The 12,039-nt window shown below is 60.8% G+C and carries 13 protein-coding genes and 1 tRNA gene; 11 read left to right on the top strand and 3 right to left on the bottom strand.

Annotation, left to right across the window (positions count from 1 at the left end):
• Positions 1-7: 7 nt before the first annotated feature.
• Genes HMPREF2822_RS06170 through rdgB form a run of 3 tightly spaced genes read left to right on the top strand, consistent with a single transcriptional unit; the run spans position 8 to position 2,131 of the window.
• Positions 8-775, top strand: a complete 768-nt coding sequence (locus HMPREF2822_RS06170) for an MBL fold metallo-hydrolase (protein WP_070522394.1) — start codon at positions 8-10, stop codon at positions 773-775.
• A gap of 22 nt (positions 776-797) precedes the next feature.
• Positions 798-1,526 carry a ribonuclease PH gene (rph, locus tag HMPREF2822_RS06165; RefSeq protein WP_070522391.1) on the top strand — a complete coding sequence of 243 codons (729 nt, stop codon included), beginning with the start codon at positions 798-800 and terminating at the stop codon, positions 1,524-1,526.
• On the top strand, positions 1,520-2,131 hold the full coding sequence (rdgB, locus tag HMPREF2822_RS06160) for an RdgB/HAM1 family non-canonical purine NTP pyrophosphatase (protein WP_070516103.1): 612 nt from the start codon (positions 1,520-1,522) through the stop codon (positions 2,129-2,131). The genes rph and rdgB overlap by 7 nt, the downstream gene beginning before the upstream one ends.
• A gap of 62 nt (positions 2,132-2,193) precedes the next feature.
• Here the strand turns inward: rdgB and HMPREF2822_RS06155 are convergent.
• A tRNA-Leu gene (locus HMPREF2822_RS06155) sits at positions 2,194-2,275 on the bottom strand.
• A 143-nt stretch (positions 2,276-2,418) separates the two neighbouring features.
• Here HMPREF2822_RS06155 and HMPREF2822_RS06150 point away from each other — a divergent pair.
• Together HMPREF2822_RS06150 and HMPREF2822_RS06145 are read left to right on the top strand one after the other, a co-directional pair.
• The gene (locus tag HMPREF2822_RS06150) at positions 2,419-2,817 is read left to right on the top strand and encodes an SURF1 family protein (RefSeq protein WP_070522389.1); all 399 of its coding nucleotides are present in this window, start codon (positions 2,419-2,421) and stop codon (positions 2,815-2,817) included.
• Positions 2,814-3,158: a DUF3817 domain-containing protein gene (locus HMPREF2822_RS06145; protein WP_070522386.1), complete on the top strand. Its 345-nt coding sequence runs from the start codon at positions 2,814-2,816 to the stop codon at positions 3,156-3,158. Before HMPREF2822_RS06150 ends, HMPREF2822_RS06145 begins: the two co-directional genes overlap by 4 nt.
• On the opposite strand, the gene HMPREF2822_RS06140 is transcribed toward HMPREF2822_RS06145, so the two are convergent.
• The gene (locus HMPREF2822_RS06140; RefSeq protein ID WP_070522383.1) at positions 3,155-3,925 is read right to left on the bottom strand and encodes a DeoR/GlpR family DNA-binding transcription regulator; all 771 of its coding nucleotides are present in this window, start codon (positions 3,923-3,925) and stop codon (positions 3,155-3,157) included. The genes HMPREF2822_RS06145 and HMPREF2822_RS06140 overlap by 4 nt on opposite strands.
• 113 nt (positions 3,926-4,038) lie before the next feature.
• Between HMPREF2822_RS06140 and HMPREF2822_RS06135 the strand changes: the two genes are divergently transcribed.
• A complete protein-coding gene (locus HMPREF2822_RS06135; protein WP_232755607.1) occupies positions 4,039-4,386 on the top strand; it encodes a hypothetical protein in 348 nt (115 codons plus the stop codon).
• A gap of 59 nt (positions 4,387-4,445) precedes the next feature.
• A complete protein-coding gene (locus HMPREF2822_RS06130; protein WP_070522377.1) occupies positions 4,446-5,069 on the top strand; it encodes a hypothetical protein in 624 nt (207 codons plus the stop codon).
• Between the two features lie 82 nt (positions 5,070-5,151).
• Here the strand turns inward: HMPREF2822_RS06130 and HMPREF2822_RS06125 are convergent, their stop codons facing one another.
• Positions 5,152-7,062, bottom strand: coding sequence for a solute carrier family 23 protein (locus HMPREF2822_RS06125; RefSeq protein ID WP_070522375.1), 1,911 nt, complete (start codon positions 7,060-7,062; stop codon positions 5,152-5,154).
• Between the two features lie 373 nt (positions 7,063-7,435).
• Here HMPREF2822_RS06125 and pflB point away from each other — a divergent pair, with 373 nt between their 5' ends.
• From pflB to HMPREF2822_RS06105, 4 genes are read left to right on the top strand one after another with little or no spacing between them, the layout of a single operon-like run.
• Positions 7,436-9,529 carry a formate C-acetyltransferase gene (gene pflB / locus HMPREF2822_RS06120; protein ID WP_070522371.1) on the top strand — a complete coding sequence of 698 codons (2,094 nt, stop codon included), beginning with the start codon at positions 7,436-7,438 and terminating at the stop codon, positions 9,527-9,529.
• A 35-nt stretch (positions 9,530-9,564) separates the two neighbouring features.
• The gene (gene grcA2, locus HMPREF2822_RS06115) at positions 9,565-9,816 is read left to right on the top strand and encodes an autonomous glycyl radical cofactor GrcA2 (protein ID WP_070509749.1); all 252 of its coding nucleotides are present in this window, start codon (positions 9,565-9,567) and stop codon (positions 9,814-9,816) included.
• The gene (gene pflA / locus HMPREF2822_RS06110; protein WP_070522368.1) at positions 9,817-10,686 is read left to right on the top strand and encodes a pyruvate formate-lyase-activating protein; all 870 of its coding nucleotides are present in this window, start codon (positions 9,817-9,819) and stop codon (positions 10,684-10,686) included.
• A 4-nt stretch (positions 10,687-10,690) separates the two neighbouring features.
• Positions 10,691-11,941 (top strand): alpha/beta fold hydrolase, encoded by a 1,251-nt coding sequence (locus tag HMPREF2822_RS06105; RefSeq protein ID WP_070522365.1) that lies wholly within the window; start codon positions 10,691-10,693, stop codon positions 11,939-11,941.
• The last annotated feature ends 98 nt before the right edge of the window (positions 11,942-12,039 follow it).

The following is a 12,039-nucleotide window of genomic DNA, read 5'->3' as shown; positions in this document are numbered from 1 at the left end:
TGAACGCATGAAGCTGACCATCCTAGGCTGTTCCGGGTCGGTGCCCACTGTGGGTAATCCGGCCTCTGGCTACCTCCTGTCATTCCCCTCGGCTCCGTCCATCATCATGGACCTCGGCCCGGGTACGCTTGCTCGCCTGCAGGAACTCCAGGATCCTTGCGATGCCCACGTGGCATTAACGCATCTCCACGCTGACCACTGCCTAGACTTCCCGTCGCTGATGGTCTGGCGCCGTTTCCACCCCACGGCCCCGGCAGCTTCCCGCAATTTTTGTCTCGGCCCGGCGGCGACTGAAACCCACTTGGGTCGGTTGTCATCGGATGCCCCGGATGGGGTGGATGATATGAGTGATTCCTTTGCGTTTAGTCCGTGGGTGGACCGTGAGCGCCAGCTTGTCGACGATGTCTACATCACGCCTTTCCGTACCGTGCACCCGGTAGAAACGTATGCCCTGCGGGTCGAGCACACGAAGACTGGCGCAACTGTGTGTTATTCGGCGGATTCTGCTTATACGCCCGCGCTCGTTGAGGCTGCCCAAGGCGTGGATGCTTTCCTCTGCGAGGCTGCATGGGGCGAGACTTCGGAGGATAAGGCTCCAGACATGCACATGTCGGGAGCAGAAGCTGGGCGCCTAGCGCGTGAGGCAGGGGTAAAGAAGCTCGTGCTTGTTCACCTACAGCCGTGGGGCGATGTCGCCGCAACATATGCCGCCGCTGCCCGCGAGTTCGACGGAGAGATCGTCGTCGGCGCCGCTGGGATGGAGCTCGACTTTTAACACGCGCGGTAGGGTAGTGGGCATGACTGATTTCACTCGTGCTGATGGTCGCGCGCTCGACCAACTCCGTAGCGTTCGCATTACCCGTAATTTCACCACCAACCCGGCTGGGTCGGTGCTGGTGGAGTTCGGCAACACCCGAGTCATGTGTACGGCTTCCGTGGAATTCGGGGTGCCGCGTTTTAAGAAGGATTCCGGCGAGGGCTGGCTGACTGCTGAGTACGCCATGCTGCCTTCTGCAACCCACGAGCGCATGCCGCGCGAGTCGATGAAGGGCAAGGTCAAGGGCCGTACCCACGAGATTTCCCGTCTGGTGGGCCGCAGCCTGCGCGCAGCGGTGGACCTGTCTGAGCTGGGGGAGAACACCATCCAGCTGGATTGCGACGTGCTGCAGGCAGACGGCGGTACCCGCACGGCGTCGATTACCGGCGCGTATGTGGCGCTGGCTGATGCGATTGCTTACCTCAAGGAGGAAGGCGTCGTCCCGGGCGAGCCCCTGCTGGATCCCATCGCTGCGGTCTCCGTTGGCATCATCGATGGCCAGGTGTGCTTGGACCTGCCTTATGAAGAGGACTCCCGCGCGGAGGTCGATCTCAACGTGGTGATGCAGGAAGGCGGAGACTTCGTCGAGATTCAGGGCACCGGCGAGCACGGCCTGTTTGGCCGCGCGGAGCTCAATGACATGTTGGACGTGGCGCAGGCTGGTTGCGCCCAGCTTATCGACGCTCAAAAGGCGGCCCTCGGATGGTAAAGCTCCTCGTCGCTTCGAATAATGCCAAGAAGCTCAAGGAACTAGAGAAGATCCTCGCCGACGCCGGCATCGCGGGCATCGAGCTGCTCCCGCTTTCCGCGGTGGAGGCTTACCCGGAGCCCGTGGAGGACGGCCGCACCTTTGCCGACAACGCGTTGATTAAGGCGCGCGCCGGGGTGCAGCACACCGGCTTGGCAACGATTGCAGATGATTCCGGCCTCGCGGTGGAAGAACTCAACGGCATGCCTGGTGTGCTCTCGGCCCGGTGGTCGGGCGGACACGGCGACGATGAAGCGAATAATCGTTTGCTGTTGGGGCAGATGTCCCACGTGCCCGCGGAGCGTCGCGCGGCGGCATTCGTGTCGGTCTGCGCCCTGGTGACCCCGGATGGCCAGGAGCACGTGGTGGAGGGCCGGTGGCCAGGCTCCTTGCTCACTGCGCCGCAGGGCGAGAATGGCTTCGGCTACGATCCCCTCTTCCAGCCCGAGGGCGAATCCCGTTCCGCCGCGGAGATGTCCCCGGAGGAAAAGAACGCGGTGTCGCACCGTGGCCGCGCACTGGCGCAGCTGCGCGAACCTTTGGCGGCCCTCGCCGGGCAAGCCTAAGCGCGCGGAACTGGGAATAACAAAAGCCCCGCTCGAAATTTGCCGAGCGGGGTTTGAAATTGTGCGCCCGGTGAGACTTGAACTCACACGTCATAAGACACTAGAACCTAAATCTAGCGCGTCTGCCAATTCCGCCACGGGCGCTGGTTTTGTTGCTGCGGAGTACTACCTTCTCTGCGCAACGTCCACTAGCCTACAGGGCAGCAGGCCGCGGAAGGAAATCCACTTTTCACGGCGTGGTGGGTAGGCTGTTGTGGGTGAGCACCAACCCAGCACCGAAAAAGCGGATGAAGGTTCGATGGTGGCACATCGTCCTCATCGTGTTCTTTGTCGTGCTCTTTTTGTTCCTTGCCTATTGGCAGTGGACTCGGTTCCGCTCTGGCTCGGGAACCTTCCAAAATCTGGGATACGCCTTCCAGTGGCCGCTCTTCGCGGTGTTCGTGGTCTACGCATACCGCACCGCTATGCGCTACGAGAATGAGCGTATCGATGCAGAGAACGAAGCCCTCGAGCGGGGAGAAGAACCAGCTCAGTATGAAGCAAAGAGCGTGAGGTCAACCAAGGAACAAGCCGTGACCAAGATCGACGAGGATTTCCTGCCACCTCGGCCGCAGGTTGATGTGGAAACCTTCAACGCCATGAACAAACAGCGCCGCCGTCGCGGCACCGAAGAGGAGAATCAATGAGCAACGCCGTCCACCCAGACCGCCAGGCCCGCATTCGTGGTCCGCTGAAGTTCTTTTCCATCGCCGCCACGGTTACCGGTATCTTCCTTCTTATTTTGGTTGTGCGCATGATCCTGCAGTACGGCGTAGGCATGGAAATGCCGTCGTGGGCCACGCTCATTGCCCAAGCCCACGGCGTGGCCTATATGGTCTACCTCGTCTCCATCCTGGTTCTTGGGCCGCGCGTCATGTGGCCGGTGAGCAAGTTGTTCACCACGGCGCTTGCCGGTGTTGTCCCGTTCCTGTCCTTCTGGATGGAGCACAAGCGTCGCACTGAAATCGTCGAAAAGTTCCAGCTTTAGGCGCCTTCCACCGGCACCATCGTGAGGTTGGTGCCGGCATCGACCACATCCTCGGCTAGATCCTGGGATAGGTCAGTCGTTGTGATGACCGTGTCTACTTGATCAAATGTGGCCACGCGGTGGGCTGACATGCGCGTGAATTTCTCTGGTGTGGTGACAACGATGACTCGTCGGGCGGCTTGGAAATAGGCCCGCTTAATGGTCGCCTCGGTGAGGTTCGGGGACATAAGGCCTACCGACGGAGTACACGCGCAGATTCCGACAATCGCGAGGTCGAAGCGCATAGACAGGACTGTTTCAACCGCTTCCGCCCCGTACACCGCAAGATCGTCGCTGTTGACGGTTCCGCCGGGAATGATGACGTCACTGCCCGGCGTCTTGGCTAATGCTGCGCCCGCGTACAGGGACATCGCTAGTGCTGTGATGTCCATGCCGGCGAGATTGCGGGCAACGGCAGTTGGTGTTGTCCCTGAGTCAACGAGCACGCAGGAGCCTGGTTCAACGAGGCGGGCAGCCTCCGTAGCAATCGCCCGTTTGCCGGCGGGATCCTCTTTTCGGCGTACCTCCAGGGGATAGCGGGCGCCCCTTCGAACCGCGGGGCGCGCTCCTCCGTGAAATCGTTCGAGGGCCCCTACTTCTTCCAGCGCCGTGAGGTCGCGGCGGATGGTAATAGCGGAAGCTCCGGTGAGTTCTTGTAATTGGCTGACCGTTTTGCTTCCTGAGTCAACGGCCCAAATGATTCTGCGCTGGCGTTCTTCCTTGTCCATGGGCTTGATTGTATCGGCATGAAATGACTATGGTCGGTGAACGCTTCAATCTTTAATCTGTAGCTTGTCAAGGTAAAAAGCCACGTCATGCACGATTAAGGAAGATGATTGAAATGCGCAAGACCATAACCTTTGGGCTTATGATGAGCAAACGGCTCGCTGATGACATCGCCGCTTATGCGCCGCAAGGAGTCTCTGTCCGGTGGATCGGTAGCGAAGCGGAAGCGCGTGCGTGCGACGGCGTGATTGTCGACGCCACAGAATTCGCTGGTATTCTTCCCGGCCAGGTTGTGCTGGTGCTTGGCGACGTCAACGGGGTCGCCGAAGAGCGCCTTCGGAAGTCGGGCTCGGTGGTCATGGATCGTCACCTGCGCACGCATATCGACACCCTGTTAATGGCTTTTGCTGCTTTCGCTGAGCAGCAGGCTCTCGTCTCGGTGACTGCAGGTGACGTGTACTAAATCTGCGGAGACTAATCTGGAGCGTAGCTATCTCTACTACGCACGAAGGGCTAAGCCTCATGTCTCCTCGCAAACTCAGCACCACGCTCATCGCGTTGGTGGTGCTTCTTTCACTCGCCTGTGCCGGCTTAGGTGTGTATGCCGTGCGTCAACCACATGAGGTGTACACCGCGCCGGTAGAGTCAACCAATTCGCAGGTAATCAACGCAGTCGAGCGCGAGGAGCAAGTCGTCTTGCTTAGCCTCGGTATCCAAGGACTCACGGAGAAGTCCTCCGCCGGGCAGGTATTTGGCGTGAGGGTTCCGTGGACCGACCGCACCCAGTTTGTGCAGTATTCCTACAAAGCCAAGCTTGGTATTGAGGGTAAGGACGTGAGTGTCACCGAAACCGGCGAGCATTCCTACACGGTCCACATTCCGGACTTCATCTTCATCGGGCACATGGACGAGGAGTTTAAGACCGCCGTGGAGAACAACGGAGTTCTCAGCTGGACCACGCAGCCACTCGACGCCGCATCCACAGTGTCGGACGTCCTCAGCGCCGATAAGAAGCGCAAGGACATCAACGACAACCGCGAGCTCTTAGAAGACCAAGCCCGAAGCTTTTATGAAGGGATCATTCGCGGAGTGGACTCCGAAGCCCAGGTCACCATGGAGTTCCACAAACCTTCGCCCGCCAAGTGACCTTGAAGGCGGAATGAACCTTCTTTTACGTCGAGTGGCCTTGTACGTGGAATGAACCTTTTCTACGTCGAGTGACTTCTGGTCACTCGACCTCCGTGAACTTGCGGTCCCAATAAGCCCGAACTGGGTTGGCGTCCGCGAGGAGGATGTCGAAGCGGTCGTTGGCAATCTCGATGATTTCGCTCAAGACCACGCGCTGTTCCAGCTCATCCGAGTTGGACAAGCGGCGCACGCCCGCATCGATGACGCGGTCGGCCGAGTCGTTAGTGTCTAGGTATGCCACAAAGGGCATGTCGAAGCGCTCGCGGTAGGCTGTTGAAACGTCGATAAGCTGCTGCGTCTGTACATCATCGAGGTCATCCAAGGCCAGGGAACCGCGGTCGGCGGAGATGGTGGCGGCCGAGTCAGCGTCGACAAGCAGCAGCTCATCCATCGCCGGGTAGTCGTGGATCAGTGCGCGGTGCTTCTCACTCGGGGCGGTGAGCACCGCAACCTGGATTGCTTCCCGCAGCTGGCTGACGTCTTGGAAGGGGCGCAGCTCCCAGGCGGCCTCAAGCGGCCAGGTCTCGTTGTTAAAGAGCGGGCGCAGGGCGCTGACGAAGCTGTCGCGCTCCATCTCGTTGAGCTCCTTAAGCGAGACGCCGGCGCCGTCGAGGCGGCTGACATCATCACCCGACTGCGCACCGACGTGGAAGAACAGCAAATTGAGAAGAATCGCCGTAATCGCGCCGATGGACATTCCGGAGGAGACAAAGATCTGCGCCCACTCCGGGAAGGCGGTGGCGACGTCCGGCTTGAAGGTGACCAGCATGGCCAAGCCCAGCGCGGTGGTAACGATGGCGGCGTTGCGGCCGTCGGTGATGTCTTCTTTCGCAATGGTCTGCAGGCCGGCCCAGGCAACGTTGGCGAAGAGCGCTAACGAGGCACCGCCGAGTACCGGGGAGGGGATAGCCGCCACCACGGCGGCGGCCTTGGGCAGTAGTCCCAGGATGATCATGAAACCGGCTGCCGATGCTGCCACCCAGCGCGATTTCACACCGGTCAGGCGAACCAAGCCGACGTTTTGCGCGAAGCAGGTATACGGGAAGGAGTTCATCACGCCGCCCAGGGTGGTGGAGAGGCCATCGGCGCGGATGGCGCGCACAACGTCATCGCGCTTGATGCGCTTCTTTACAATCTCACCGGTGGCGAAAACATCGCCGGTGGTCTCCACCATGGTGATGATCATGACGATGATGAGGGAGAGAATCGCCATGATGTCGAAGCGCGGCATGCCGAAATAGAAAGGCGTGGTCATGCCGATGGCGTCGGCCTCACTCACACCGTCGAAGGACGTATCACCCAACACGAGTGCCAAAGCGGTGCCGATGATTAAACCAAGCAGCACCGACAGCGTCCCCAGGAAGCCACGGAAGAAGCGCTGAACCACGATGATGATGGCCAGCGTGCCGAAGCCATACAGCAGATCGCGCGCGGCCGGAACCCCGTCGGCGTAATTGACAAAGTCATTTGCAGAAACCGCCAGCAACGATGTACCCATGACCAAGAGCACGGTACCGGTGACAATCGGCGGGAAGTATTTGAGCACGCGTCCAAAGACCGGCGCGGCGAAAAACGTAAAGATACCGGCGGCAATAATTGCACCATAAATCGTAGGCAGCGGCTGGTCACCTGCGCTGAGTCCGATAGCAATGATGGGGCTGACCGCCGTGGTGGTCACGCCCTGGATGATGGGCAGGCGAACGCCGATGTGCTTGCCGACGCCCACCGCTTGGATCAACGTCGCCAGACCACAGGTCAACAGGTCGGCGTTGATGAGGTGGATCGTTGTGGCCTCATCCAACCCCAGCGAGCCCGCGATAAGCAGCGGTACGATGACCGCGCCAGCATAAAATGCGAGGACGTGCTGGAGTCCGAGCGCTGCCAACTTCGGGGCTGGTGGGACGGCGTCGACCGGGTGTGTGGGCTGAGGGGCAGTTGCGATGTCGGACACGCGGGGAGGCTCCTTGCTAAAAAGCGAGACGAGGATACTGCGCATAACAATAGAGCGCGGCAAGGACACGCACCAAGAGCTCGCCCCAAAAAGTGTGGGAAAGGCCACGTCAGGGGGTGCTTTACCCCCGCATCCAACCGTACGGCCGTTACCTATGACGGAGCTGACCTGTGCAGTGCTCACACTGGCTCCTTTGGTGGTGCGCGGCCAGCAATTGCCGATATGAGCTTGTGCGTCTTTACCCCTACTATGGGCTACAGAGAGGGGTTCGGTGACGGACGGGTTGACCGAATTGCCCGTGAATTGAAGTCACCTAAAGCCCTTCTGCGACTAAGCATTACGCGTCGTGTGAACTACGAAGGGAGTCAATATAGTGACCACCGCAACTGAACAGTCCGTGCAGTTCGAGGCATGGAAGGGCTTCGAGCCCGGCCCGTGGACTGAGAACATTGACGTTCGTGATTTTATCCAGCGCAACTACACCCCTTATGACGGGGATTCCTCCTTCCTTGCTGGACCCACCGAGAAGACCAAGAATGTGTGGAATCACCTGGAGGAGAACTACCTGTCCATCGAGCGCCAGAAGCGCATCTTCGACGTGGACACCCACACCCCGAGCGATATCGATGCTTTCCCGGCCGGCTACATCTGTGAGGACGACAACGTCATCGTGGGCCTGCAGACGGATTCTCCGCTGAAGCGCGCCATGATGCCCAACGGCGGCTGGCGCATGGTCAAGCAGGCTATCTTTGAGGCCGGCAAGGAAGTTGACCCAGACGTAGAGAAGATCTTCACCCGCTACCGCAAGACCCACAATGACGCGGTCTTCGATATCTACACCCCGCGCATCCGCGCAGCGCGTTCCTCTCACATCATCACCGGCCTGCCGGATGCCTATGGCCGCGGCCGCATCATTGGTGACTACCGCCGCGTGGCCCTCTACGGCGTGGATTACCTCATCGCTGAGAAGGAGGCATCCAAGCACGCAGTCGGTGATATCGGATTCTCCGAGCACTGGGCGCGCTACCGCGAGGAGCACGCCGAGCAGATCAAGGCTCTGAAGAAGCTCAAGGTCATGGCTGAGTCCTATGGCTTCGATATCTCGAAGCCCGCGAAGACCGCCCACGAGGCAGTGCAGTGGACCTACTTTGGCTACCTGGCCTCCATTAAGTCTCAGGACGGCGCCGCCATGTCCATCGGCCGCCTCTCCGCATTCTTCGACTGCTACTTCGAGCGTGACCTTGCCGCAGGCATCATCACCGAGGAAGACGCCCAGGAGATTATTGACCAGCTGGTGCTCAAGCTGCGCATCGTCCGCTTCCTGCGCACCGAGGACTATGACCAGATCTTCTCCGGTGACCCGTACTGGGCAACCTGGTCCGATGCCGGCTTTGGCGACGATGGCCGCCACATGGTGACCAAGACTTCCTTCCGTCTGCTGCAGACGCTGATCAACCTAGGCCCGTCCCCGGAGCCGAACATCACCATCTTCTGGGATCCGCAGCTGCCGGCGGGCTACAAGGAATTCTGCGCCCACATCTCGATTGAGACCTCTTCCATCCAGTACGAGTCCGATAAGCAGATTCGTGAGCAGTGGGGCGACGACGCCGCAATTGCGTGCTGCGTGTCCCCGATGGCCGTCGGCAAGCAAATGCAGTTCTTCGGCGCCCGCGTCAACGCTGCGAAGGCCCTGCTCTACGCCATCAACGGCGGCCGCGACGAAGTCAGCGGCAAGCAGGTCGTCGACGGTTACGAGCCCATCAAGGGCGATGGACCGCTCGACTTCGACGAGGTCTGGCAGAAGTACGAGGAGATGCTGGACTGGGTTGTGGGCACCTACGTTGAGGCCCTCAACATCATCCACTACTGCCACGACAAGTACGCCTACGAGGCCATCGAGATGGCGCTGCATGATTCCGATATCGTGCGCTCCATGGGCTGCGGTATCGCCGGCCTGTCCATCGTGGCTGACTCGCTTTCCGCCATCAAGTACGCCAAGGTCTACCCGGTGCGCGATGAGACCGGTCTCATCGTGGACTACAAGACGGAAGGTGACTTCCCCTTCTACGGAAACGATGACGACCGCGCCGATGACATCGCCGCCACCATCGTTCACACCGTGATGGAGAAGATTAAGGCCATCCCGATGTACCGCAACGCCATCCCCACCCAGTCGGTGCTGACCATTACCTCCAACGTTGTCTACGGCAAGGCCACCGGTGCCTTCCCGTCCGGCCACGAGGCGGGCACCCCGTTCGCGCCGGGCGCAAACCCGGAGAACGGCGCGGATAGCCACGGCATGGTTGCCTCCATGCTGTCGGTAGGCAAGCTGGACTACAAGGATGCACTCGACGGCATCTCGCTGACCAACACCATCACCCCGTCCGGATTGGGCCGCACCCCGGAGGAGCGCATCACCAACCTGGTGGGCGTCCTCGATGCCGGCTTCATCATGGATTCCGAATAGACCACATCCACACCACTTCCCAAGGAGAACACAACATGGCAACCAAAACTTTCGACGAGCGCCTCGCTTCCATGAAGGCCAACCGCACCGCCAACAACATGAACTCGGGCCTCTACCACGCCAACATCAACGTCCTGGACAAGTCCACCCTGGAGGACGCCGTTGAGCACCCGGAGAAGTACCCGAACCTCACCGTCCGTGTTTCCGGCTACGCGGTGAACTTCGTGAAGCTCACCCGCGAGCAACAGCTCGACGTCATCTCCCGTACCTTCCACCAGGGCTCCTAAATGGCAGATGGCATTACCGGCGTCGTGCACCTCAACCCTGAAGAAGGGGAGAAGGTGCGCGGCGCCGCCGCCGGTTTAGGAACGGACAATGACCTCGAGGGCTACACCCGCCCGGAGTTGATGCAGGCCCGCCGCTCTGGCGATGTCGCGCTCGTGCACTCCTGGGAGCTGGTGACGGCCGTGGATGGGCCTGGAACCCGCATGACCATGTTCATGTCGGGTTGCCCGTTGCGCTGCCAGTATTGCCACAACCCCGACACCATGGAGATGAAGGTCGGAACGTTGGAGCGCATCGAGGATGTGGTCAAGCGCATCAAGCGCTATAAGCCCATCTTCAACGCCTCCGGGGGCGGCCTGACCATCTCGGGCGGTGAGCCGCTCTTCCAGATCGCCTTCGCTCGGCGCTTGCTCAAGGAAGTCCACGATGCAGGCATCCACACCACGATCGACACCTCGGGTTACCTCGGCGCGCGTCTGCGCGATGAGGACTTGGACAACATCGACCTGGTGCTCTTGGACGTCAAGTCCGGTGACGAGGAGACCTATAAGAAGGTCACCCGCCGCGAGCTGCAGCCGACGATCGACTTTGGGGATCGCCTCAACGCCATAGGCAAGCCGGTCTGGATCCGCTTCGTGGTGGTGCCGGGGCTTACCGACGACCCCGAGAACGTCGCCAACGTGGCCAAAATTGTCTCCCGCTGGAAGAACAACGTCGAGCGCGTCGAGGTGCTGCCCTTCCACAACATGGGCGCGGACAAGTGGCACGAGCTGGGCTACCCGTACACCCTGGAGGATACAAAGCCGCCGAAGGCGGAAGACGTGGAGGAGATCCGCGAGGTGTTCCGTAAGGAAGGTTTCGTGGTCTACTAGAAGCATGAAACGCTTCGGCCACACCATCAAGGAACACACCATCACCGTCCCCTGGGACTATAACAATCCAGCCGCGGGGGAGTTCGAGCTCTACGCCCGGGAAATCATCCCACCCGGCGGTGAGAATTACCCGGCACTGCTCTATAACCAGGGCGGGCCGGGTTTCCCGGCGCCGCGGCCGACGGGTGCCACCGGGCTCATCGGCAAGGGCCTGGAGCGCTACCGCTGGATCCTCATGGACCAGCGCGGCACCGGGCGCAGCCACCGCATCGATGAGCTCAGCCCGGCTGAGGATCGCACGGCGCAGCGCTTGGCACAGCTGCGGCAGGAGAATATCGTGCGCGATGCCGAGCGCCTGCGCGAGCACCTCGGCGAGGACTCCTGGGATCTCTACGGCCAATCCTTCGGCGGCTTCATCATTACCGCCTATGTTTCGATGTTCCCCGATTCCATCGGCCGTGCCTTTCTCACCGGCGGCCTGCCCACCCTGACCAAGGGCGCGGATGCTCTCTACCGCACGACCTTTGCCAAGCTCAAGGTCCGCCACGAGCGCTTTTATGCCCAGTTCCCGTGGGCTCAAGCACGCATCGAGGAGCTCATCCACCACCTGGACAACTCGGAAGAGCTGCTGCCGACAGGGGAGCGCCTGTCCTCGCGCCGCTTCCGCACTATCGGCATCGAACTGGGCCGCGGTACCGGATTCGATTCTCTGGGCTACCTGCTGGAGGAGCCTTTCCGCACCGTGAACGGCGAGAAGCGCTTGCGTTCGGACTTCCTCAACAACGTCGGTAGCCGCGTGAGCTTCCAGGCTGGGCCTCTCTACGCGGCCATCCATGAGTCCATTTACGGTGGCGTGGGCGGCCAGGCCGTCACAGGCTGGGCGGCGCACCGTGTGCGCGAGGAATTCCCCGAGTTCGCCGAGGAAGGCACCTATCTGACCGGCGAGCACATTTTCCCTTGGCAGTTCGACGAGGACCCGGCGCTGCGCCCCTTCAAGCAGGCCGCCGAGGAGCTCGCCGTCCACGAGTGGGCAAGTTCGCCGTACGATGCTGCCGCGCTTGCCGACGCCCCCGTTATCGCCTCCGCCGCCATCTACCTTGACGATATCTTCGTGCCCTTCGAAGATTCCCTGGCCACGGGGGAGACCTACCGCGATTTGCGCCCGGTGGTGACCAACCGCTTCCAGCACAACGGTATTAGCGAAGACGGCGCGGGGATTTTGGGCGAGCTCTTCCGGGCGGCTGACGAGCGTTAACGGGCGTCGAGTACGTTCGGGGAGCAATCTCCCCCAAGATGTGGTGGTGGTCACCGTGTGGCAAACTGGTTAGGAAAATCCAACCGAAGCAGAAAGGA

This window comes from Corynebacterium sp. HMSC062E11 (assembly GCF_001811845.1).
GTDB lineage: Bacteria > Actinomycetota > Actinomycetes > Mycobacteriales > Mycobacteriaceae > Corynebacterium > Corynebacterium hesseae.
The sequence above is the reverse complement of the archived record's forward strand: the minus strand, read 5'-3'. Positions and strand labels throughout refer to the sequence as shown.